This window comes from Brevibacillus sp. HB1.2 (assembly GCF_013332495.1).
GTDB lineage: Bacteria > Bacillota > Bacilli > Brevibacillales > Brevibacillaceae > Brevibacillus > Brevibacillus porteri.
The window spans coordinates 76,627-100,874 of record NZ_JABMIU010000012.1 but is presented as its reverse complement, the minus strand read 5'-3'; the positions used below and the strand labels follow the sequence as shown (position 1 = coordinate 100,874).

Sequence of the window (24,248 nt, the reverse complement as noted above, 5' to 3'; positions counted from 1 at the left end):
GGGAGAGAAACGAGGATGGCGAGATACGAGGAACTGCAACAAAAGATTCAACGAAAGACAGCGAGAGTGGGTGTCATTGGGCTTGGGTATGTAGGGTTGCCGCTGGCGGTAGAGACGATCAAGAGTGGTTATACCGTAATCGGAATCGATCTGCATGGCGGGAAAATCGAGAGCCTAAAAAGAGGAGAGTCTTACGTACAGGATATTTCCAATGAAACCTTGCAGGAATGCCTCGCGACCAATCGCTTTTTTCCGACGACTGATTATAGCGTAATCGAAGAGCTGGATGCGATCAGCATTTGCGTTCCTACTCCACTTAGTCCCAATCAGGACCCAGACACCTCTTACATTACAAGCGTTGTCGAGCAAATCAAGAGATTCATGAAAAGAGGAATGCTCATTACGCTGGAGAGCACAACCTATCCGGGAACGACGGAAGAGCTGATCCAGCGCGAATTTGAAAAGCTGGGCTATCGTGCCGGCATCGACTTTTTCCTCTGCTACTCGCCGGAGAGGGTCGATCCGGGCAATCGCAAATACAGTACGTACAATACGCCAAAGGTGATCGGCGGGACGACAGAACGTTGCATGGAGTTAGGCACACTCTTGTATGGCAGCCTGGTTAAAACAGTCGTGCCAGTCTCCTCGCCAAAGGTGGCGGAGATGTCCAAGCTTTTGGAAAACACCTTCCGCAGCGTCAATATTGCCTTCATGAATGAGATGGCAATGATGTGCGACAGAATGGGCATCAATGTTTGGGAAGTAATCAAGGCCGCATCGACCAAGCCTTTTGGGTTCATGCCGTTTTACCCGGGACCCGGAATCGGTGGGCATTGCATACCGCTCGATCCGATGTATTTGTCGTGGAAGGCCAAGGGCTTTCGTTTTCACAGCCAATTTATTGAGATCGCCCAATCGATTAACGACAACATGCCGGACTATGTGCGCAATAAGACTGCACAGGTGCTCAACATTTACGCCAAAGCAATCAACAGCTCGCGCATCTTGATTCTCGGCATGGCCTACAAGCCGGAAGTAGATGACCTGCGTGAATCACCTGGGCTGGAGATTTACGAGCTGTTCAAGAATAGCGGAGCAACTGTCGACTATTACGACCCGTATGCGCAGAGCTTTGTGAATAAAAAAGGCGAGATCGTCCATTCCATTGCCAATGACTATGAGGCATTCAAGACTTACGATTGCATGGTGCTCATTACGAATCACCAATGCTTTGCCTATCAGGAGCTGGCGGACTTGGGAGTGGCCATTATCGATACACGCAATGCGTTTGAGGGCATCACGAATCCGAATGTATATCGCATCGGAACCTCCGTCGCTATCAGGCAGGAGAAGGAAGTCGTCAGCTTGCTCGCATAATACAAAGTCCGAACATTTTACGCAACAAGGGAGGAACCGAAGACATGTGCGGAATTATGGGATATATCGGAAACAGGGAAGCGCAGCCGATTCTAATTAATGGGCTGCGAAAGCTGGAATACAGAGGCTACGATTCAGCTGGCATTGCGATTTGTGATGGAGCAACCATCGGCATTCGCAAGGCAAAAGGCAGAATTGACGTACTGGAGAGCCAAACCCAAAAGTCCGGCTTGCAGGGCTCCATCGGTATTGGTCATACGCGCTGGGCGACTCACGGAAGACCGTCTGACGAAAACTCTCATCCTCATTTTGATCAATCCGGCAAGTTCTCGATCGTGCATAACGGCATTATCGAAAACTATCTGGATCTCAAGCAGGAATTGATCGAAAAGGGCGTGACGTTTACTTCGGAGACGGACACGGAGGTCATCGTGCACCTTTTGGCGCAGGAATACGACAACAACCTGGTTGCGGCAGTACAGAAGGTCGCTGGCAAAATTCGCGGAGCATTTGCCCTCGGTGTGATGACGGAGCATGAGCCTGACAAGCTGATTGCAGTTCGTATGGCGAGCCCGTTGATTATCGGGGTAGGGGAGAATGAGAATTTCATTGGTTCTGATATCCCGGCGATCCTGGAGCATACGCGCGATGTGTACGTTCTCGAAGATGGAGACCTGGCGATTCTGACCAAAGATTCTGTTCACGTCATGCGTCTGGATACGACGGAGCCAATCGAGCGAGAGCTGGTGCGGATTGAGTGGGACAAGGAGCAAGCGGAAAAAGACGGCTTTGCTCACTATATGCAAAAGGAAATTTACGAGCAGCCGCGGGCCCTGCGTAATACCATGACAGGTCGAATCGATGCTACCCAGCAAAAGGTTATTTTTCCCAATCTTCAGTTATCAGAAGCGAATGCCAAGCGTGTGGAGAAAATCTACATTGTCGCATGCGGTACCGCTTATCATGCAGGCTTGATCGGCAAGCATGTGATCGAGCGACTGGCACAGATTCCGGTAGAAGTAGATGTAGCGTCGGAGTTTCGTTACCGTCGCCCACTCTTTCAACCCAATACGCTTACGATTGCCGTCAGCCAATCAGGGGAGACAGCAGATACGTTGGCAGCCATGCGTGAAGCCAAACGAAACGGCTCAGCCGTACTCGCTATTACGAATGTAGTCGGCAGCTCGATTGCCCGTGATGCTGATGACGTGATTACGACGAATGCAGGTCCGGAAATCGCGGTGGCTTCTACAAAGGCATACACCTCGCAGCTGATTGCGTTTTACTTGCTCGGCATCTATTTGGCGCAAGCGAAAGGGACACTGGACGCTGACACACGTGCTTCACTGCTTCACCAACTGACCGCACTCCCGGATCAAGTCGAGCATATACTCGCGCATGCGGATGAGATACGTCATTTCGCTGAATCAATCAAGGACGAGCAGCATCTGTTTTTCATCGGACGAGGACTCGATCATGCCGTATCTATGGAAGGCTCGCTCAAGCTGAAGGAAATCTCATATATTCACTCGGAGGCGTATGCGGCAGGGGAGCTAAAGCACGGCACGCTGGCGCTAATCGAAGAGGGAACGAGAGTGATTGCCTTGGCTACACAGGATGAGCTGCATGAGAAAATGATCAGTAATATTACAGAAGTAAAAGCCCGTGGAGCAAAAGTTCTCGGTATTACCTTAGATGGACATGTAGAGCTGCATCGCTCGGTTGATGATGTTTGCCTGATTCCGCAGACAGATGCCTTGCTTACACCTGTTCTAGGCGTTATCCCCCTCCAGCTCATTTCCTATTACACTTCTGTTGCGCTCGGCAATGACGTAGATCGTCCACGAAATTTGGCCAAAAGTGTAACAGTTGAGTAAACACAAACGTCAGTCGTTATGAAGTAAGACAGGAATGAAGAAAGGGGGAACGATGAATGAACACCTCGAAGCGGACGTTGAATCAGGAGAAATTACTGGAGATTATGCTTCAGGCCTATCAGCTGGGCGTGCAGAGGAAAGACATTGATTTGACCATGATGATTGACACACTGACCTATGAATTGAAACCATACTTCGATAAGCAAATCCAACAAGGTCAGCTTGCAAAAGGGGAGCTGACCAAGACGGAGGCGATAGGATGAACATACATGCAGTAGTATTGGCAGCAGGAAAAGGAACCAGAATGAAATCTTCACTCTACAAGGTCATGCATCCAATATGCGGGAAGCCGATGATTAAGCATGTCGTAGAGACATTAGAAGCATTGTCACTTCGCCACTTGGTCGTCGTTGTCGGTCACGGAGCTGAAATGGTCAAAGAGGAACTGAAAAACCGCGTTCAGTATGCGTATCAACCGGAACAGCTTGGGACCGCTCATGCTGTTTGGATGAGCCACGAAATTCTCGGGGCGCAGGATGGCGTGACGATTGTCATGAATGGTGATACACCACTCGTACAAGAACAGACGCTGCGAAGTTTGCTCGAGTATCACCAGCTCAAACAGGCAGCAGCCACGGTCTTGACCTCCATTGTGGACGAGCCTACTGGCTATGGCAGGATCATTCGCGACGAGAACGGCGATGTCCGAAAAATTATCGAGGAAAAAGACGCGACCTTGGGACAAAAAAAGGTGAACGAGATTAGCACCGGAATCTTTTGCTTCGACAATCAAAAGCTGTTTTCGATGCTGCCGATGGTCTCAAACGAAAATGCGCAAGGGGAGTTTTACTTGCCGGACGTTCTGGGGCTTTTGCAAGAGCAGGGTCATTTGGTAGCGGCGTTTGCAACGGATGATCCCGAAGAAGGCAATGGCGTCAATGATCGTGTGCAGCTCGCAGATTTGGAACAGCTGATGCGCAAGCGAATCAACGATTTCCATATGCGAAACGGAGTTACAATGATAGACCCGAGCTCGACGTACATCGATTCTGACGTAATGATCGGGCGTGATACGGTGCTCTATCCAGGAACCTGCCTTTTTGGCGACACGCAGATCGGTGAAGGCTGCCAGATCGGGCCGCACGCTTTGGTCAAAAACAAGAGCATCGAGGATTACACGAGAATTCAGCCGTTTTCAGCAGTTGACGGCAGTACGTTTGGTGAGCGGGCTTTTGCGGGAGTGGGTGCGACGACACAACAGTACGGTATCGACCAGCACTGATGCAGGTACTTCGTCGATATAGCTGGCTTTGGATAGCACTGCTCCTTGTGACAGTGGTTTCGATCATCATGCTGTCGTTGGCAAACACCCGCTCCGCCCTGACAAAAGCAACCTGGATATGGGATGCCAAGCAAATGGAGACCCAAACCGATGAAATGATCGAGTTTGCCAAGAAAAACGACATCAACCTGATCTATCTTCACGTTGAACCAGCAGCAGTTGCGCCTCAGACGTATCGTACCTTTAATGAGAGAGCCAACCAAGCAGGCATCAAAGTAGAGGCGCTTGGCGGTGACCCCAATTGGGCGTTAACAGCGAATCGCCAAAGCATCGATGATCTCATCTCCTGGGTGAAGGCGTTCAATCGCAGTGCCAAGTCAGATGAACGATTCTCGGGGATTCACGTCGATATCGAGCCGTATTTGTTGCCTGCATGGAAGGAAGACCAGGAAGAAATCGTGAAGCAATGGCTGAAAAACGTCAGCTATCTGGCAGCAGAGACGAAGAAGGATACGGACCTCGCTGTCGGTGCCGACTTGCCTTTTTGGATCGACTCCGTAAACGTTCCTGGCAGTGATGAGAAAGTGAGCAACTGGATGGTGCAGCGACTCGACAGTATTACACTAATGGCCTACCGCAATCAAGCCCTTGGGCAAAATGGGATCGTCGAAATCGTAGAAAAGATTGTCGATGATGCCAATGTACGAAAAAAAGGGTCGGTTATCGTGGGCGTCAACATCATGGAAACGATGGAAGGCGCTCATGTGAGCTTTTATGAAGAAGGCACAGAAGAGATGAACAACCAGTTGGCCATTTTACAGGAGGAGCTGTCAAACAATCCGGCGTTTGCAGGAAGTGCGATCCATGATTACGAGAGCTGGAAGCACGCAAGTCAACGAGAGGGGCAACTTTGACGAATGAAAGCTGCGCGCATCTATTTGAGTGTTCTCTGCCTGACAGTCGGCTTTCTGTTCGGCTTTTCCCCCGCGGAGAAGAAGAGTAAAGCAACGTGGATCTGGCAATCCGAAATGATCGGGAGAGAGAAACAAGAGATTCTCGATTTCTGCAAAAGTAACGATATTAATCTCGTTTACTTGCGAATCGAAATGAACAAGCCCTATGAATACTACCGCGATTTTATCCGCGAAGCGACAGAGATGGGTATCGAGGTTCATGCGGTAGCCGGCCACCCGGCGTGGGCGCTCAAAAGCAATGAAAAGCGGATGATGAACATCGTCCACTGGGTAAAAAGCTACAACCGTGAAGCGCAAAAGAATGAGCGGATTCGCGGGATTCAGTTAGACATCGAGCCATATCTTCTGCCATTTTGGGAGACTGATCAGAAGCGGATTATCCGTGAATGGCAAGCTAATGTGCAGGCGTTCACAGCCGAGGTGTCAAAAGATGAGGATTTGGTTGCCAGTGCAGCCATTCCATTTTGGCTGGACGATATTCCCGTGCCGGGACCAGAAGAGATATCTCTGTCCAAATGGATGATGAGCCAGTTTGATACGGTATGTATCATGGCGTATCGTGACACACTTTCCGGTCAAAACGGCATCCTGAATTTGATTGATCAGGAAATGAAGGAAGCGGATGAATTAGAGACGCGTGTCTTGGTTGCTGTAAATATAAAGCCGCTAGATGAAGACCACTCTTCTTTTTCAGAGGAAGGCCCGACTCTCATGAAACAGCAATTAGAGCAATTGCCTGCACATTTGGCACAGCATCCGTCCTTCTCCGGTGTCGCGATTCACGATTACCGCTACTGGAAGGAGGCGAGCCCCCTGCCCCCGGTAACGAAGCAACGCTACAAAGGCACCTACATATGGCGTGCAGAATTAATTGGCACGGAAAAGGAGGAAATTCTTTCCTTCGTGAAACAAAACGGGGTGAATCTCCTCTATATTCGTCTAGATTTGGAGCAGCCGATTTCCTATTATCGCGATTTCGTGAGAGAGGCGCGTGAAGCGGGTATCGAGGTTCATGCCATGGGCGGTCATCCGATTTGGGCGATGTCTGAAAATCGGAGCAAGATCATGAAACTCGTGAATTGGGTGAAAGCCTACAATGAGTCTGTTTCGACAGAAGAGCAGTTTCACGGCATTCACTTAGATATCGAGCCATATGTCCTTCCTGTCTGGCGCGAGGATAAAGAGGCAGTCTTACGCCAGTGGATGGGCAACATCGAGGCTTTCGTTGAGGAGACCAAGAACGGAACTTCCTTAGAAGCAAGCGTCGACCTCGCTGCCTGGCTGGACAAGACACCGACTCCGGGTCAGCCCGAATTGCCGTTTTCGCATTGGATGATCAAACAGCTTGATCATACGACCTTGATGGCATTTCGCGATCGAGCTCCTGGCATCATTGGCTTGGTTGAAAATCAGATGAAGTATGCAGAGAGCCTCCAGAAAAAGCTGGTCGTTGCCGTGGAGACAAAAGAGAGCCACGAAGGGAACGGTATCACCTTTTACGAGGAAGGCATGGGCGAAATGGATCGGCAGTTGGATCTGGTGACAAAAGCACTGGATCGGTACTCCTCTTATTGGGGGCTCGCCATTCATGCTTATGACTACTGGAAAAACGGGAAAGAGTAGGCTGCCTGCATCGTGCACCATGCACCATTGTTGTACAATAGAAGAAAACGAGCGTCGGAAAGAGGAGAACAAGCCATGCGAGATGTGCAAAACCGACATCGAAATCTTCCGCAGCGTACGCCAGAGATGTTGTACAACGTGGTGCGCAAGTTTTACCGTGGAGCAGTCAGTCATTTTGACCTGATTCAGGAGAAAAAGCAGGAAGCACGTGCAGCCTTGGAAGCTGGTGACCACGACAAAATCCGTGCAGCCGTACACACGTTATTTTTGGAGTTCCATTTTTATGTGACCTGCTGGCTCCAGATTGAGCTTGCCCTGTATCGGCTGGCCCGTCAGGATGAACGCCTTGCGCAAGTGATGGAAAGATATCGATCATCGTTGGAAAGGCATGTAGCGGTACGGCAACTGCTGGATCAGACGGAGGCGTGTGTGGAGGCGCAGTTTCAACCAACCGGGGATGGATGGTCCTGCGTGCAGAATGATGCCTACATGTTTGGTAGCATCATTTTTACAGTGGATGAAGAGAGTCTGCAAGATTTGCATGCCGTGTATCAGGCGATTTGGGAAAATGCAGACCGCTAAACTATCACTTATAACAAAAAGCGTGACCGTCGCGATGGATGGTCACGCTTTTCTCATTTAGAAAGTGCCAGGGAAAATGGAGCCTGTGTGAGGAGCCATCTGGCCTGGGTTGTTCAATTGGCGAACCTCTTGTGTGTTCGTGCCTGCAAAGCCAGGAGAGAAGACCGATTGTGCTCCTGCGCCCGCCTGATTGCTGTATGCTTGGTTAGCATATGCCTGTGGTTGAAGCTGAGGTTGCTGCTGCTGACCTTGTTGTGCTTGCATGCCGTAGCCAGTGTTATTCAACTGGCGAACTTCCTGGACATTGGTATTGGCAAAACCAGGCGCAAAAATACTGCCAGTCATCGATGGTGGATACGCTGCTTGATTCGTATAGCCAGCTTGTCCTCCGTAACCGCTATAGCCAGCTTGATTGCGGGCTTGAACCTCTTGTACATTCGTGCCGGCAAAGCCCGGAGAGAAAATGGAGCCTTGTCCAACCGATTGCTGATAAGAAGGCTGTGCTTGTATGTAGCCAGCTTGCTGGCCTTGTGCATAGCCGGTGAATTGGTTTTGCATGGATTGAAGCGCTTGATTTTGCCCATAGCCATATTGCTGCTGATGTTGTTGTTGAGGATAACCGGCCTGATTGAGCTGTCTTACCTCCTGGACATTGGTATTCGCAAAGCCAGGGGAAAAGATCGATTGTGCACCACCGTAGGACATGCCTGTTGTAGGGGTCCCGATGGATTGGGCATGCCCTCCGTGGTTCCAATGCTGTACTTCCTGTACGTTTGTTCCGGCGTATCCTTGTTGGAACATCGTGCCTGCAGGGCTCATTGCTCCCAAAAATTGCGGTTGTTGTTGGGAGTGCATCATATTGTTAAGTATATGGGTCATGGTTAAGACCACCTCCATGGAGTATTTTTTCCAAGGTCGATCAGGTCATGCATCCGATAACGAAAAAAACATGCCGGAGTCTAAACGGCATGTTCCTTTAGATCAAAACGTGAGACTTGCCTCATTGTTCAGTGCTACCCGCACGTACAGCCAGTATGCCGATTCACTTATTGCGGTAGCGTATATCTACAATCAGGAAGGATTGACCCATTATGAGCCAACATCCTGAGGGTCAATCGCGTCAGCCAGTCGTTCGCTGGGTGATGCGCCGTTCCCCTTCCTGACGGGCAAATCGCACCAAGGTCGTCTGTGAATCAGCTAGTGCTGCTCGACTCCCTTATCCTGCGGCAATCCCTCGCTTGTTTTGCAAGCAGGAGACATGCTGTGCGTAATGGATCAAATTCGCTAACGATAATCGTCGAATCGATGGTTCATCGAATTTCTCCGGCTTTGCGTTCGCTTCAAAGAGCCATAGCTGTCCTTCTTCTGTCAAGCCAAGGTCCATCGACATCTCAGCCAAATCCGTCCATTCTGCATTTAAAGACCGTGCGATGGCGAGCGCCGTATCGTGAATGTGTCTTTCCATTTGCTCGTGATTATTAGTAAACAAGGCTTGCATAACGGTTGATAACGAGTGGATCGAGCCGCCGCGTGGCACATGAGTGGTGATGCTTTGCGAGCCAGACCTTCTGACGCCAACTCCGGTTACGCACCATTCGCCCTCGCCATCTTTCTGTACGAGGACGCGCACATCAAAAGGTTTGCCGTTGTAATGGGCACGACGGATCCCTTGCTGCATAATGTACTTCTGCTGTTTGACATGAAGTCTAATGTGTCTCCATACATCATTCAAATTGGAAAAGCGGCGAGTAATGGCCTTGTGCTCCTTTAACCGTTGCAGGAACCACTTATCATTTTTGAAATCAATGCGCATAATTCCCTGACCAGCTTTACCGCGCACAGGTTTCAAGTAGACAAAGCGATGTTCCGTGCAAAAGCTTCGAAAGCGAGCCAAGGTGTCCAGTTGTTTCGTCTCCGGTAGAAAAGCTTGCACTTCTAAGTGGGATTCAAGCATTTTAAACAGCTGTTGCTTGTCGAAAAAGCCGCGATTAAACAATGTGACATTTGGCATCTCATGAATGCGGTTCAATGCTCTTCGGACTTCAGGTCGTCGTTCTGCTTTTCTCGTCGGAATTCGGTTGTAAACCACATGGGGGAAAGGTAGAATCACCTCTTGCCACGAGTTTAGTCGATTGTTGTACAAATAGCCCCGCACCTTTTTCTTCTCCCAATTAATTCCTTGTGGAGTGAACACATATACGAGTGCACCCCATTGCTTTCCCGATTGAGTAATATCCTTGAAGTTCTCCCGATTTCCTAAAAATGTTGCCCCTTCACCAACGGTCAATATGCCAAATAATGGGCCAAGCTTCAGGGAGTCGCCCGCCATTTTCCAATTAATGCGTGTACGAATACGGCTTGCTTGCACGCGGGGTAAACCAGCGTATATCCGTTTCGTATGAGAAAAGGGACCGAGACTGGCGACCAGTGGCTTTGGCGAGCGTTTAAGGACTAGCCGAGGTAACTGTACGAACCATCTACCGCTAGGGAGGATCGTCAGCCACCCGGAGCGCTGCTGAAGCATGGTGTTCCTCCTTCCTGAAACACGGTACAGATCGCGTGCGACTAGAAATTGGCCAAGTAACAGCTATAATCGACGAGCAGCTTGCGTGATTCGTGATCAGCCTCCCTGAGACGGGCGTGCTTGAATATAGAACGGCCCGGCTTGGAATTTGCTTCGAACATCCAGACATGGCCTTGCGTATCAATCCCCATGTCCAGCCCCAATTCTCCTAAATCAATCCCTTTTGCCAGTTCAATCGCGGTAGCGAGTCGAATCGACGCGTCGGAAACGCGCTGGGTCATGAGGGCTTTTTGTCTGCCAAACAGATGCTGCAACAGGTCATCGCCGGGAATGACAGTACCACCTGTGCGTACATGGGTAGTTACGCTGCCAGAACCGGCAACCTTGGCTGCCGTGCAGGAGACGACCCACTCGTTTTGCTGGTTTTTATGCAAGTGAACACGGAAATCAAACGGTCGTCCATGGAATGTCATGAGCGAAATGCCCTGTTGTGCCAGATACGCACTGACCCGACGACTGCGGAAGACATGCTGATAAAGGCTGGACAGCTTGGAAAAATGTTTTTTTACATTGCCGCTACCTGTATGATAGGAGGCAGTAAAGCCACCGCCTGCCTGGTGAACAACTTTGACAATACCGTACCCGAGACTACCATTTTTGGGCTTCAAATAAACGATAGGGTATTTACGCAGCAAGTTTCGAACAGTTGTAAGAGAAGGAGAGGTGTAAGTCTCCGGGATATGCTCATTCACTTCTGGATTCGGGTACAGCAGCTGGTGCACACCCCATTTGTTAAAAAAGCCCTGATTGAACATCGGTAAATTGGGGTAACTGGCGAGTCGATATTTGAATTCCTGAACGGCTTCATGTTTTTCTGCCGAACGAGAGGGAATACGATCATAGACGACATCGGGCATGGCAGTAACATGCTTTTTCCAAAAGTAGACGCCTGACTTGCTTCTGCGCAAAAACCACGCTTTGACTGTATTGGATTCCCAGTCCACATCGGATGGGGAAAATATATAGTAGAAAACGCCTTTCCCTTCTTGAGCCTGTAACAGATTGTGAAAAAACGAGGTGCGAGGGCCAATTGGTTGCTTGGGATCTCGTCTTATGCCAGTCGTAACGATCCCGATTGAAGGACCGATCCGGAGTGCGGAGCCCTCTAGTTTGAGCTGGATTAAGCCAGGGTGAGGAATGCCGAGCTCCGTTTGCAAGAGCGTCGTCACTTTCATAACGTTCGTATCCGGATTGCGTTTATCTTGTAAGACCGTTGCGACTACTTCCTTTTTACCCAGTAAGACTTTAATTTTTTGACGTTGCCGTAGCTGGAGCTGTTGGAAGAGAGTAGCTGGCAGGATAATCCCACTGATACGGGGGTTGGAAAGGAAGCGAAGCCGCATTCTGAACGTTTCCATGCTTTAACCTCCTACACGCTCTTTCATAAGATAGTGGGCGTAGCGAACAGGCTGAGTAATCGAATGCAGTTGTGCAGTCGGGTCGTCAATCATGCGAAAAACGGTTCGCCCTGGTCTGCTGTTTACCTCGATGATCCAAACATTACCTGCGGTGTCAATGCCAATATCGATTCCCAGCTCAACGAGTCTGCCGTGTGACTCTTCCAAAAAACGGGGAAGTTCTTCTGCCACTCGGTTGATTGTTTGCTCGATGCGTGCCGCTTTTGCGGATGTGAAGTGAAGGGGCAGGAAAGAGGCCAGAGATGTTGCTTTCCCTCCTCCGTGCAAATTGGAGGTAATACTGCGTTTGTCTCCCAGGCGCACAGCTTTGCCAGTTGTCCCCCATTTACCCAGCCCGTTTTTTTGAACCAGTACACGGACATCGAAAGGGGTACCATCCGGGGTATGCAACTCCAAATAGGGCTGTACCAGGAACTTGCGGCCGGCAGTAAAGATAGACACAAAACTTTTTAATTCGGCAGTGTCACGAATTCGCTTGGTGAAAGGCTTATTGTCTTGGTTTCGTCCAGAAGCTTCATAGCCACTGCGCATTTCTTTGATTCTCACGACGCCAATACCGTGAGTTCCCGCCATCGGCTTGATGATGGCTGCCCCGTATTTTTGCAAGGTTGCATGGAGCATAGGATATGAGAATATTTCAGTAGGTGGTAGCAGCGGGGCGAGGAGAGAGGACTTCACGAGCATCTGGTGCACCTGCCATTTTCCAGACAGTCCATGCCCCAAAAACGTAATGTTGCGATCGTTTTGCAACTTTTCCACAAATGGTTTATAGTGGCGATAAGATGGGCCCACAAAGCAACGATCATAGATAAAGGCGGGGATTGGGAAGTCTTTTGCGTGCCAGGACCCATTGCGATATTCGAAGCCTTTTACCATACGGGTGGAAAAGTTAACCTGACGTGGTGAAAAAACGAAGACGCGAATGCCGTGCTTGCGTCCATAGAGCGTAAGCTTTTTGTAGTACCCTTTGTCTACAAAGTGGGAGCCTTGGCACCGGGCCATGATACCAAGACTTCTCTCGGATGCTGTCATGTAGGTCACCTTCGCCTGTTTTTGTTGCGCTTCGGTCTTCTTTTTATCGTCTTTTGTGGTTGAATGGTCCGGGGAAAACCACTTAGAAAGGCGGAATAATCCAGCATGCGAAGGACAGAAGGGCGAGCACGCCGAGGCAGGTCTTCGGCACCCTCAGGCAGCGGAACTGTTTTGGCTGACTTGGATGGCTTGCTGTTGACCTCCAATAGCCACACCCGTCCATGGACATCGACTCCCAGATCAATTCCGAATTCTGCGTACTGCCCAGACAGTGATTCTTCTAAAAGGATCGCGAGCTTAAGTGCTACTGCGCGTAACGTTTGAGGGGATGGTCGAGTCGTGCCCGCCCATGGTCCACAAACTCGCAGGGCCTGAAGGGGAGTCATCATCTGCCCGCCTCTGGATATATTGGAAACAATGTGGTTTAATCCCAGGCGAGCTACCATGGAAGTGACGGACCATTCGCCTTTTCGGTCTTTTTGTACCAATACACGAAAATCTGTCGGTCGTCCTTGGATGCCGATTAACGGTAACCCTTGTTGCAGCAAATAGGATGTGCCTTTTGTCCTTTTTTGCAAATACTGATGTAAGCCCTGAATGCTAGCAAATGATTTGCGCAATCCTCCGGGGAACGCTAGCTGGTATCCCTCGGGCGAACTGCGAACTCGAATGATCCCGCGTCCCATGCTGCCGTTAGCTGGTTTAGCATAAATGGTGCGATACGTAGATAGCATTTGCCGCAGGTCTTCCTGTTTCAAATAAGGAACCATACTGGGAAGATGTTCGGAGGCTGTCGGTTGATTCTCGAGAGCGGCGTGTACATGCCACTTATTCAAAAAACGCTCGTTAAAAAAGGGAATGGAAGCGTCCTTGCAGCGTTGAACCCAGTTGGCCATCTGTTCACTTCGTTCGCGTTGGCGGGATACGAGTCGGTTGTAAATGCATTGTGGAAGCGGAAGTAAGGTTTGTCTCCAGACGCCTCCTTTTCTAACGATTCCGCGCACGATTCCCGCATCCCAGTTGACATCCTGAAGCCGAAATGCGCAAAGGATACCTCCGCGTTTACGGGTGATATCGGACATCTCCTGGAAGAAAGAGTTTAGGTGTCCAAACGGTCCTTGCGAGAACGCTGCATTGTAGCTCGAAACAAGAACACCTACATACGGTCCGAAAACGATTGTTTTCTGACTCGCATCATAACGGACTAAGAGTGGAACGCCCCTGGGTAGATGAAGTGATTGAGCTAATGATGGTCGAATGAAGGTTTTACCCGAGGTTTTGCCTCCCCGTTCCCAAACGCCTACGCGTGCGGAAACGGTTTTGCTCCCAAATTGGACCGCAATGGTGGACGGTGTTGAAAGATTCCATTTGCGCAAGTGCGCCTGGGGCAGGTAAAGGTCTACTTCCGATATTATCTCGTTTTCGACAACGATTGTTGGAATGTAGGACATGAGTATCCCCTTCCCATCAGGCAAAGTTAGTCTATGGTATGAGCATCCAAAACGTTTGGTGCCATGTAGAGAAGAGAGGTTGTTAGGATTTATGAACGCTTGGATACTATTAGTGAATATTGCAGTAGGCTCTGTCATCGGCGGAGTGACGAATGATTTAGCCATCCGAATGCTGTTTAAACCAGTAAAACCGTGGTATATAGGCAGGTGGAAAGTGCCTTTTACCCCGGGATTGATCCCGAGAAGACGGGACGATATCGCGATACAAATGGGCAGACTCGTCGAAGAACATTTGCTGACGACAGAGGGGGTCAAGCGTGCACTGAATCAGAGTGGTTTGGAGAGCACGCTGACAGGATGGATGAACACCATCGCTCGAGACTGGATGACAGATGAGCGCAGCCTACGTCAAGTAATGCAGACGGCGATGCCTCAGTTATTTAAGGAAGACGGAACGTGGAGTGAGAGTGTCCGCGCGCCTATCGAGGCGAAATGGGGTACTTTTGTCGATCAGGTTCTGGCACAATATGAAGAGAAAAAACTGCGAGAGTTGGTTACGGACAACGGACGCGAGCGTCTGGATGCTGCACTTGGCAGTGTGAGCGAACTGCTTTTGAAACGTTTCCGCGAATATTTACATTCCCCGGAAGGCCAGCAAACCTTGCAAAACATGGTTCGCGGATTGCTCGGTGGAGGCGGAGGCATGTTTGGTGGCTTGGTTGGGATGTTTCTTGGGGATGACAAGATTTTGGGCAAGATTCTCCCGTATCTCGATGAGCTTTTGCAAAGCAGAGAGCTTTCGGAGCGCGTGCACTACTTTTTGCATAAGGAAGCGGACAAGCTCTTGGACAAAAATGTGGGCGAAGTGGTTGCCTGGATTGGGCGAGATCAAGTGGACGATTGGGCGGGGAAGCTTTTTGCCAAGCTGGAGGAGCAAAGCCTGCGCATCGTGGACGAGCCTCTGTCTCGTTTGACAGCGCCTTTTTCTGAGACGGTAACAACGGAACTCGTTCCTCGTTTGTCAAAGTGGATGGTGGACACACTGCAACAAAACATCGAGAGAATATTTTCGCGCCTGGCTATCCGAGAGATTGTTACACGGCAAGTAGAGGGTTTCCCGATTGAAAGAATTGAAGAGATGGTAGTCGGGATCTCAGGCAAGGAATTTCGCATGATTACCGTGCTCGGATTTATCCTTGGCGGGATTATTGGGCTGGTCCAAGGTTTATTGTCCATTTTGGTCAGTTAAACAAAACTGAAAAGAAACTGTAACTGTGTTGTAATAATCCTGTAATATTCCTTGGGTATGATAAAAGCACGATGAAAACCCCCTTAATGATATACTTTCTGGTCGGTAGCTTTCGAAAAAGCTACCCTTTTTTTTTGCCCCGCCTTCGGGTATATTGGTCGAAGGAGCGCACGTACATGGAACGGGTGGGAGAAAAGGAAGGGGGAATAGCAATATGGCAACGAAGCATGAACAAATCTTGCAACATATTGATCGCCTTCCGATCGGTTCGAAGATTTCCGTGCGGCAGATCGCGAAAGACCTTGATGTGAGTGAAGGGACTGCATACCGCGCGATCAAGGAAGCGGAAACGCAAGGATACGTCAGCACGATTGAACGTGTCGGTACGGTGAGAATCGAGAAGAAGCAAAAGGAAAATATTGAACGTTTGACCTTTGCGGAGGTTGTGAACATCGTCGATGGTCATGTGCAAGCTGGACGTGAAGGCTTACACAAGACCTTGAATAAATTTGTAATAGGGGCCATGCAGCTCGAAGCCATGATGCGCTATATTGATGCCGGGAGTCTCTTGATTGTCGGTAACCGCTATCAGGCGCACAAAATCGCTTTGCAACAAGGGGCTGCCGTATTAATTACCGGGGGATTCGATACAAGCGAGGAAATCAAGCAGCTGGCTGACCGCTTAGCGCTGCCAATCATTTCCTCCAGCTACGACTCCTTTACGGTAGCATCGATGATTAACCGAGCCATTTACGATCGCCTCATCAAAAAGGAAATCGTAATGGTAGAGGATATTTTGAAGCCGCTTGCAGAAACGCCTGTCTTATTGACATCAGATTCTGTTGCCAAGTGGCACCAGTATACGGAGCTGTATCAGGACACGAGATTCCCCGTCGTAGACGAGCAGATGCGCCTGATCGGGATTGTTACCTCCAAAGACATCATCGGTCATGAGGAAACTGCGACGATCGACAAGGTCATGACGAAGAACCCGATTACGACCTCGCCGCGGGTATCCGTAGCGTCATCCGCGCATACCATGGTGTGGGAAGGAATCGAGCTATTGCCTGTCGTAGATAACCATCGCAAGCTCGTAGGGGTCTTGAGCCGCAACGACGTGTTAAAAGCGCTGCAATTTACAGCCAAGCAACCACAGATGAGTGAAACGTTCCCGAATCTGATCATGTCGCATTTCCGTGAGGAGCGTCAAGCAGATGAAATGGTTTATCTGGGAGATGTAAGCCCACAAATGACCAACCATCTCGGTACGATTGCCAGTGGAATCATGACGACGGTCATGGTCGAGGCTGCTTGTAACCTGCTGCGGCATCATCGTCGAGGCGACATGGTACCGGAAAATATCACCGTCTATTTCCTAAAGCCAGTCCAGATGGAAAGTCATATCGAAGTGAAACCGCGACTTTTAGATATCAGCCGACGCTTCGGAAAAGTCGAAGTATCCGTATTCCACGGCGAACAGCTCGTAGGGCAGGCCATGATTACAGCGCAAATTATTGAGCGTTAAAAGAAAGGAACAGTCTTTCGGGACTGTTCTTTTTTTAGTCGGTAAGCAATTATAAACCGTCACTCATTTTTTGCGTTGAGTTGGGGCAAGAGGCGCGCCTCCTTTTTTCCATGCGCAGAAAAGGGATGTGAATGAAGATTTTAGCCAGCATGCCTACGCCCAAAACAAATACTGCATAAACCAATTCAATTGAGTCAAACAGCGCTCCGTATAGTTGAAAACCGATCAGCCTGCCCACAGCAAACAGCATGACCATGACGGAAATAAACCGTCCCAGCATATGTGATTCGATGATTTGCTGATAGAAGGTACGGAAAAATACACCGTAGATATTGAACATGGAAAACAGAAAATAGCTTACCAATGAATAAAATAGGACTACGGCAAACGGAGAGGTTTGCAAGTGCTGTAAAAAAGAATGACTGCCCAAGAGCAGTAGGGGAAAGACCGCTGCAACGATCCCGATCAGACCGATACCAATACTATGGGAGACGGAAAAGCGTTTCTTTAAAAGGATCACCCCAATAATCGAGGAGACGGAGCCCATAGTTTGTGCACTTTCGACCAGTCCGAAATCGATGTCCGATCCACCAAATACCTGTTTGATCATGTACGGGAAGCCAATCATGACAAAAGGAAAGAGAAAGATATGGGTAAAAAGACCGTTTAGTACAAGTGAACTAATTCGAAGATCCGTGGTGAAAATCTGTAAACCTTCCTGTAGTTCCTTTATAATCGAAGAAGAACTGGGTGCTCTTGGAATCGAAGGAAGCTTCATGAAATACGTGGATGCTGCTGAGCTCAAGGAAAGTACCGCGTTTAGTAAAAAGACGGCTTCAATTCCGCTCATCGTATACAGTAGTGTGCCAATGAGTGGAGCAAGGACACGAACGCTCTCCACGACAGTACTATCTAGAGCGATAGCGTCAGTCAATTCTGTTTTCTTCACCACATGCTGCAAGAGTGTAGTATACGCGGGAACTGCCAGTAGATTGCATACAGAAAAAAATAGAACGGCCACATAAATCATCGTCTCTTTGATGGGCTGAAACAGCGAGAAAAAGAACAGCGACAGCAGAAAAATACCGTAAATGAGATCGATGCTGCAAAGCAGCTTTCGCTTGTCCAGTCGGTCAGCCCATACACCTGCAAATGGACCGAACAGGATTTGCGGGATTACCCCCAGCGCCAGTATGGAAGCAAATTTTCCTGCTGATCCTGTGAGTGCCAGGATGTACAGGGCAAAGGCAACGTTCAGGCAGATCGTTCCAAACTCGCTGGTAGAATGGCGAAACAAAAACAATGAGAAATTCGGGTTGGCAAACAAATTGAATTTCATAGCTGATCCCTCCAAGTGCTCTTAGGCAAAACACATAGGTTGATTGTAGAGGGATCAGGAAAAAAAGCCCGGCAAATTTTGCTGTTAGGATGAGCAATTATTGACATCGGAAGGTGGGGATGAGAATGATGAGCCAGATTACCAAGCCGTTATCCTTGAAGATTGTGAACAGCGCTATTACCATCTATCAGATAGAGGCAGGCGGTTCTGATGAGCTACATCAGCATGATAGTTGTTTTCAAATCAGCATGTTGCTTCAGGGCAATCCGCTGGTGCAATGTGAACAGCAATTTCGTAAGTTGGCAGGACGTCAGCGTCTGGTTGCATCCCCTGGGTGCCAGCACCGTCATTTTTCTGAAGCTGAGGCTATGCGGTTGATGCTCTTCTTTCTCAGCCCAAGCCTTCTGGAGAGCGTCTATGCTGACAAAATGGAAGCTGTTAGCGGACCGATTGAATTTGTCCCATGGTCGGAGGATGAAACGGATGGTTTTCAAAGAATCGCGGAAACAGTCTGTACACAAATGATTACACAGCAGATGGAAAAGCTTGCGCTTGAACAGCTAGAATGGGAGCTGGCCAGCCTGCTGTTAACCGTTCAGGAAGGATCACACACGCAAAAATGGCGGGGCAAGCATCTAGCCGCTTATCCCGCCATCCCTGTATCGATCCATCCTGTCCTGAAAAGGGTGACTGATTTGATCCAGGATGATGTAACCGTAGATTGTTCACTGGATACACTGGCGGGGGTTGCGGGTATCAGCAAATTTCATCTGATTCGTCTATTCCGTGAGCAGATTGGTCGCACCCCGGCGCAATATGTGACAGATCAGCGTGTAACACGGGCGGCCTGGTTGCTCCGACACAGTAAGCTCGCCGTTACGGCCATCGCCTTTGAAGCGGGCTTTGGCAGTGTAAGCACATTTGAGAGGGCATTTAGAAAAAAATATAGCGTAAGTCCGCTCCATTACCGCAATAGCATGTAGGTGCGTACGAATATCGAAAAGTTGGGTTTGCGATGAGGCTATGGGGCCAACCTGCACTCCCTTTTCCATTGTCACCCATGAATTGACAGGGTAAGGAATGTAACTTATCATCTAATTAGAATATCATCTAATCAGATTGAGTAAACGAAGAAAGGAGTGTCCCACTTGCAACTAGATCAACTCGTCACCTTTTACAAGGCACTCGGAGACCCCACGCGCGTGCGTATTCTCGCGATTTTGGCAAATGGTCCACTGCATGGACAGGCGTTGGCAGGCAAGCTCGGCGTGACACCTCCGACCATCACACATCATATGGCAAAGCTTCGAGATGCAGGGGTCGTTTACGAGCGTCGTGATAAAAACACTATCTATTTCTATTTGCATGATGCAAATGTAAAACGACAGTCGCAGGCAATCGTGAATGTCATGGAAAAAGCAAAGGATACGTCAGTAGAGGAGTTATTTGCAGAAGACACCTTACATGTTCAGAGGAGGCACCAGATGGCAGCCGAAAAAATGCAGGTTATTCGCAGCTTCATTACTCCAGATGGCAAGCTGAAACAAATCCCGTCCCAGCGTAAGAAAAAGCTGATCGTCTTTGAATACATGGTGCGCGGTTTAGAAAAAGGGCGCAAGTACAAAGAACCGGAGATCAACGAGTATATCCGTCAGTTCCATGAGGATTACGCTACGATTCGCCGGGAATTCATTATGAATCATTATATGTATCGGGATGAGGGCATCTACGAGCTGAACCCAGAGGAAATGTGGGCAAAAGTCGAAGACCTGCAATAATGGAAATGGCTTCCTCCTGACTTGAACAGAAAAAAGGACAACCTTCGGCACTGCCGCTCAGGTTGTCGAAGCAATAGAATGTCACACAAATCTATTATAGCGAGAGCTCTATCAGGTTTGTATAATAAACAGCTGGGAATAGAGGAAAAGTATTTCCAGTCATCGTTTTCCTAAAAATGAAAAAGGCATGCGGAACGTAAAGCTGTTCCCATGCCTTTTTTTATACCCCTTTTTTCAATTCTGCCTGCCAAGCTGTACGATAACGGAAATAATTGCGAGTTCCCAAGAATAAATTCATAGCCCCTACAATCAGCATGATCAACGCTACAACAATGCGGATCGTATCGAGAGAATCAAAAGTAAACTGATTGATGCCGAACAAAGAAACGAGTATCCCCAATGACACATTCATTTTCCCCAGCAACATACGCGATTCAAGCGGATGGATGCCTCGTCTGCGCGCATGGATACTATAGTAGACACTGGCTACCAGGGAAGCGAGAATACCGGTCATGTAAAAGGCAGGCCACATATATGGATTCATCCTTTCTAGCCATTCTGGTATTACCCATCCTACCAAAATCAGGGGAGAACGGTCAAATACAAGTAAGAACGTTTGTTCTTAGCGTCCGTATGCGCTATACTTCCGGTATAATGTAAGTGAGAAAGTTTCCAATGTGAAAATTGAGAGGGGTAATATCATGACCTCCTTTGTCCATTTGCATGTTCATACGGAGTACAGTCTGCTGGATGGAGCAGCACGTATTGATGCACTAGTGAAGCGAGCCAGCGAATTGGGCATGCATGCACTGGCTATGACAGACCATGCCAATCTGTACGGGGCGATCCCGTTTTATAAAGCTTGTCTGGAGGCAGGCATCCAACCGATTATCGGAATGGAAATATACGTAATAGAAGGAAATCTTCAAGATCGCGTGCGAAATGCACCGCCGCCTAGTCATCTGATCGTTCTCGCTGAAAACGAAACGGGCTATCGGAATCTCCTGAAGCTGGCGACAGTCGCGAATACAGACGGCAACTATATTCTTCCGCGTCTCAACAAAGAGGTGTTAGCAAAGCATACAGACGGCCTCATTGCACTGAGCGGCTGCCAGCAAGGGGAAGTAGCCAAGCTGTTACTGGCTGGAGAAGCGGACGCTGCGCAAGAAGCAGCCCGCAAGTATCAGCGAATGTTTGGTGAACAGCATTTTTATTTGGAACTGGCTGATCATGGACTGGAAGTGGAGCGAAGGCTGAATACTCGTCTCGTGAAACTGAGTCAGGAAACGGGGATTCCGCTGATTGCGACGAACAATGTTCACTACATCTACAGGGAGGATCACCAGCAGCATGATATCTTGTTGGCGATCAAAGAAGGCAAGACGATTGGCGAAGAAAACCGTTTTCGCTACGAGACGGATCAATACTATCTGAAAAGTGCCGAGGAAATGGCGGCGCTCTTTGCCTTTGCGCCCCAGGCGTTAGCGAATACGCTAGCCGTTGCAGATAGGTGTAAGCTGGACCTTACCTTTGGCGTGCATATTTTGCCGGAATTTCCCTTGGCAGAGGGACAAGATTCAACACAGTATTTGCGTGAGCTGTGTGAAAAGGGCTGCCTGGAGCGATACGGCGAGATTACGCCAGAGGTGCAAGCGCGTCTGGATCACGAGATGACGATTATTACAGGGACGGGCTTCACCGATTACTTCCTGATTGTATGGGATTTCATGCGGTACGCTCACGAAAACGGGATACCGACTGGACCAGGACGCGGATCTGCGGCAGGTAGCCTCGTCGCGTATGTTTTGAAAATCACGAATGTCGATCCCCTTCGCTTTCACTTGCTCTTTGAACGCTTTCTCAACCCGGAGCGGGTGACGATGCCCGATATTGATATTGATTTTTCCGTAGAGCGCCGTGACGAAGTCATTCACTATGTAGCGAGCAAGTACGGGCATGATCGTGTCGCCCAGATCATTACCTTTGGAACGATGGCGGCTCGTGCAGCAGTGCGTGACGTTGGGCGGGCGTTAGGCTTGTCTTTGGGCATCGTGGATCGCGTGGCCAAAATGATTCCGCAATCGCCAGGCATGACGATTGAGCGGGCGATGCAAATTAACCCAGATATCGGCAAGCTGTGCGCGGAAAACAAACAGGCAGCACAACTCATCGAAACGGCAAAGGGCGTAGAAGGCTTGCCGCGTCACGCTTCCACACATGCGGCGGGTGTCGTCATTTCGCGTGAACCGCTGACGAATTACGTTCCATTACAGACGGGTAATGAAGGCTTGGCACTCACGCAGTATCCGATGGAGATTCTCGAAGAAGTCGGTCTCTTGAAGATGGACTTCCTCGGCTTGCGCAATTTGACCATCATTCAGGAAACGTTGCGTCATTTGCAGGAGCAGGGAATATCGCTTGATCTGGATCAGCTGCCGACAGACGATGAGAAAACGTTTCGTATGCTCTCCCGGGGGGAGACAACCGGCATTTTCCAACTGGAATCTTCGGGGATGCGCAATGTGCTGCGAGATTTGAAGCCGAGCAGCCTCGACGACATCATTGCGGTTCTGGCTTTGTATCGCCCGGGGCCGATGGAGATCATCCCGCAGTACATCGCCGCCAAACACGGACAGAGCAAAGTACAGTACGCTCATCCTGTTCTCGAGCCGATTTTGCGAGAGACGCACGGTTTTATGATTTATCAGGAGCAAATCATGCAGATTTCCTCGACACTCGCAGGCTTCAGTCTTGGTGAGGCAGATATTTTGCGCCGAGCAGTCGGGAAAAAGAAACGGGAGCTATTGGCGGAGCAGCGGGAGAAGTTCGTGGCTGGTTGTGTCCGGCAAGGGTACGGACAAGAGCTGGGCAATCAAGTCTACGATTTGATCGTACGCTTTGCTGATTATGGTTTCAACAAAGCCCACTCGGTGGCTTATGCGGTCATCGCCTACCAGATGGCTTATTTGAAAGCAACTTATCCGCTTGCGTTCATGGCTGCGCTACTATCCTTGTCCATTGGCAGCCAAACGAGAATTGCCGAGTATACGGAAGAAGCGCGGCGACTACAGCTTACTGTGCACGGGCCTGACGTGAATAAAAGCCTGGCTTACTTTACAGTGGAGCAGGATGCGATTCGCTTCGGTCTGGCCGCAGTGAAAAACGTCGGCTACGGTGCCATTGAATCGATCGTGAAAGAGCGCAAAGGCAGACCGTATCGTGATGTCTTTGATTTTTGTGCGCGCGTGGATGCGCGGTTAGTCAATCGCAGAGTAGTAGAATCACTCACTTTATGCGGTGCGCTGGACTCGTTGCCAGGTCATCGCAGTCAGCTCTTGCTATTGCTGGATGAAGCAGTAGGGAAGGCAAACAGCAAGAGAATCGAGCGTGACGCCAACCAGCTCAATCTATTTGCGGTTGAAGAAGATGCGGAACCTTTGCGCGAGCCAGCAGAATATCCAGAGGTAACACCGTTCTCACATACCCAGCAATTAAAAGAGGAGCGGGATTTGATCGGGGTATATATCTCCGGTCATCCACTTGACCAGTTTGCCCATGTCGCGAGTCGCCCGGAAGTAGCCGTTATCTCTTCATTGGGGGATGTGCCGCGCGACAAGACGGTGAAAGTATTCGGAATGATAACGGAAGCGAGACGCATCCAAACGAAAAAAGGGGATCCGATGGCGTTTATTACGCTAGAGGACAAAACGGCGCCAGTAGAGCTGGTCGTCTTTCCGCAGGTGTATACGAAGTATGCGCCTCTGCTCGAGCGCGAACAAATCGTCGTGGCAGAAGCCCGAGTCGAACACCAGGACGAGATGGTCAAGCTCATGGCTTCTCGTTTCTGGGATGCACAAACGCTGCCGCAGCCGAAGTCCGAGACTGTATTATTTGTCAAAATATCGGCAGAGCAAGAGCATGATTCGACGCTGCAAAGACTTTCACGTTTGTTTGTCGAAAAAAAAGGAACGATTCCTGTTATTCTCTTCTACGAAGGAAAAAGACAGACAATTCGCCTGCCAGAAGCAAATTGGGTAGACGTAGATGAGTCATTTTTGGAGCAAGCGCGAGAAATTGTGGGGCCTGACAGCGTAATTCGGAAAGAAATGCCTATAAATTGGGGAGGATGAGGAATGTCCTCCCTTTTTCGCCGTTTT

At 49.3% G+C, this 24,248-nt stretch carries 19 protein-coding genes; 12 read left to right on the top strand and 7 right to left on the bottom strand.

Annotated elements, in window-relative coordinates:
• The first annotated feature begins 15 nt into the window (after nucleotides 1-15).
• From HPY28_RS22980 to HPY28_RS22950, 7 genes are all read left to right on the top strand, one after another.
• Complete coding sequence (locus tag HPY28_RS22980; RefSeq protein WP_017250726.1) at nucleotides 16-1,377, top strand: nucleotide sugar dehydrogenase; 1,362 nt, start codon at nucleotides 16-18, stop codon at nucleotides 1,375-1,377.
• A 44-nt stretch (nucleotides 1,378-1,421) separates the two neighbouring features.
• Nucleotides 1,422-3,254 (top strand): glutamine--fructose-6-phosphate transaminase (isomerizing), encoded by a 1,833-nt coding sequence (gene glmS, locus HPY28_RS22975; RefSeq protein ID WP_174231476.1) that lies wholly within the window; start codon nucleotides 1,422-1,424, stop codon nucleotides 3,252-3,254.
• 56 nt (nucleotides 3,255-3,310) lie between these two features.
• The gene (locus HPY28_RS22970) at nucleotides 3,311-3,517 is read left to right on the top strand and encodes a hypothetical protein (protein WP_017250728.1); all 207 of its coding nucleotides are present in this window, start codon (nucleotides 3,311-3,313) and stop codon (nucleotides 3,515-3,517) included.
• Nucleotides 3,514-4,536: a bifunctional UDP-N-acetylglucosamine diphosphorylase/glucosamine-1-phosphate N-acetyltransferase GlmU gene (gene glmU / locus HPY28_RS22965; RefSeq protein WP_173623112.1), complete on the top strand. Its 1,023-nt coding sequence runs from the start codon at nucleotides 3,514-3,516 to the stop codon at nucleotides 4,534-4,536. The genes HPY28_RS22970 and glmU overlap by 4 nt, the downstream gene beginning before the upstream one ends.
• A 47-nt stretch (nucleotides 4,537-4,583) precedes the next feature.
• The gene (locus tag HPY28_RS22960) at nucleotides 4,584-5,450 is read left to right on the top strand and encodes a hypothetical protein (protein WP_371813532.1); all 867 of its coding nucleotides are present in this window, start codon (nucleotides 4,584-4,586) and stop codon (nucleotides 5,448-5,450) included.
• A 3-nt stretch (nucleotides 5,451-5,453) separates the two neighbouring features.
• The gene (locus HPY28_RS22955; protein ID WP_174231475.1) at nucleotides 5,454-7,133 is read left to right on the top strand and encodes a hypothetical protein; all 1,680 of its coding nucleotides are present in this window, start codon (nucleotides 5,454-5,456) and stop codon (nucleotides 7,131-7,133) included.
• Nucleotides 7,134-7,208: 75 nt separating this feature from the next.
• Nucleotides 7,209-7,715, top strand: a complete 507-nt coding sequence (locus HPY28_RS22950) for a hypothetical protein (RefSeq protein ID WP_173623109.1) — start codon at nucleotides 7,209-7,211, stop codon at nucleotides 7,713-7,715.
• Between the two features lie 57 nt (nucleotides 7,716-7,772).
• On the opposite strand, the gene HPY28_RS22945 is transcribed toward HPY28_RS22950, so the two are convergent.
• The 5 genes from HPY28_RS22945 to HPY28_RS22925 form a co-directional block, all read right to left on the bottom strand.
• Nucleotides 7,773-8,594: a hypothetical protein gene (locus HPY28_RS22945; RefSeq protein ID WP_174231474.1), complete on the bottom strand. Its 822-nt coding sequence runs from the start codon at nucleotides 8,592-8,594 to the stop codon at nucleotides 7,773-7,775.
• Between the two features lie 337 nt (nucleotides 8,595-8,931).
• Nucleotides 8,932-10,239: a YheC/YheD family endospore coat-associated protein gene (locus HPY28_RS22940; protein WP_174231473.1), complete on the bottom strand. Its 1,308-nt coding sequence runs from the start codon at nucleotides 10,237-10,239 to the stop codon at nucleotides 8,932-8,934.
• A 41-nt stretch (nucleotides 10,240-10,280) separates the two neighbouring features.
• Nucleotides 10,281-11,657 (bottom strand): YheC/YheD family endospore coat-associated protein, encoded by a 1,377-nt coding sequence (locus HPY28_RS22935; RefSeq protein ID WP_174231472.1) that lies wholly within the window; start codon nucleotides 11,655-11,657, stop codon nucleotides 10,281-10,283.
• A gap of 3 nt (nucleotides 11,658-11,660) precedes the next feature.
• Nucleotides 11,661-12,749, bottom strand: a complete 1,089-nt coding sequence (locus HPY28_RS22930; protein WP_017250737.1) for a YheC/YheD family endospore coat-associated protein — start codon at nucleotides 12,747-12,749, stop codon at nucleotides 11,661-11,663.
• Nucleotides 12,750-12,754: 5 nt separating this feature from the next.
• Nucleotides 12,755-14,200 (bottom strand): YheC/YheD family endospore coat-associated protein, encoded by a 1,446-nt coding sequence (locus tag HPY28_RS22925; protein WP_174225430.1) that lies wholly within the window; start codon nucleotides 14,198-14,200, stop codon nucleotides 12,755-12,757.
• A 91-nt stretch (nucleotides 14,201-14,291) separates the two neighbouring features.
• Between HPY28_RS22925 and HPY28_RS22920 the strand changes: the two genes are divergently transcribed.
• Nucleotides 14,292-15,449, top strand: coding sequence for a DUF445 domain-containing protein (locus tag HPY28_RS22920; protein WP_174225431.1), 1,158 nt, complete (start codon nucleotides 14,292-14,294; stop codon nucleotides 15,447-15,449).
• 214 nt (nucleotides 15,450-15,663) lie between these two features.
• Complete coding sequence (locus HPY28_RS22915) at nucleotides 15,664-16,974, top strand: DRTGG domain-containing protein (RefSeq protein ID WP_017250740.1); 1,311 nt, start codon at nucleotides 15,664-15,666, stop codon at nucleotides 16,972-16,974.
• 49 nt (nucleotides 16,975-17,023) lie between these two features.
• Here the strand turns inward: HPY28_RS22915 and HPY28_RS22910 are convergent, their stop codons facing one another.
• A complete protein-coding gene (locus HPY28_RS22910) occupies nucleotides 17,024-18,313 on the bottom strand; it encodes an MFS transporter (RefSeq protein ID WP_174231471.1) in 1,290 nt (429 codons plus the stop codon).
• Between the two features lie 125 nt (nucleotides 18,314-18,438).
• Here HPY28_RS22910 and HPY28_RS22905 point away from each other — a divergent pair, with 125 nt between their 5' ends.
• On the top strand, nucleotides 18,439-19,296 hold the full coding sequence (locus HPY28_RS22905) for a helix-turn-helix domain-containing protein (RefSeq protein ID WP_017250742.1): 858 nt from the start codon (nucleotides 18,439-18,441) through the stop codon (nucleotides 19,294-19,296).
• A gap of 165 nt (nucleotides 19,297-19,461) precedes the next feature.
• Nucleotides 19,462-20,091 carry a DUF2087 domain-containing protein gene (locus HPY28_RS22900; RefSeq protein ID WP_017250743.1) on the top strand — a complete coding sequence of 210 codons (630 nt, stop codon included), beginning with the start codon at nucleotides 19,462-19,464 and terminating at the stop codon, nucleotides 20,089-20,091.
• Nucleotides 20,092-20,311: 220 nt separating this feature from the next.
• Here HPY28_RS22900 and HPY28_RS22895 read toward each other — a convergent pair whose 3' ends face one another.
• Entirely contained in the window at nucleotides 20,312-20,623 is a 312-nt protein-coding gene (locus tag HPY28_RS22895) for a YtpI family protein (protein ID WP_017250744.1), read from the bottom strand.
• 169 nt (nucleotides 20,624-20,792) lie between these two features.
• Here HPY28_RS22895 and HPY28_RS22890 point away from each other — a divergent pair, with 169 nt between their 5' ends.
• Nucleotides 20,793-24,221, top strand: coding sequence for a DNA polymerase III subunit alpha (locus HPY28_RS22890; protein WP_173623105.1), 3,429 nt, complete (start codon nucleotides 20,793-20,795; stop codon nucleotides 24,219-24,221).
• The last annotated feature ends 27 nt before the right edge of the window (nucleotides 24,222-24,248 follow it).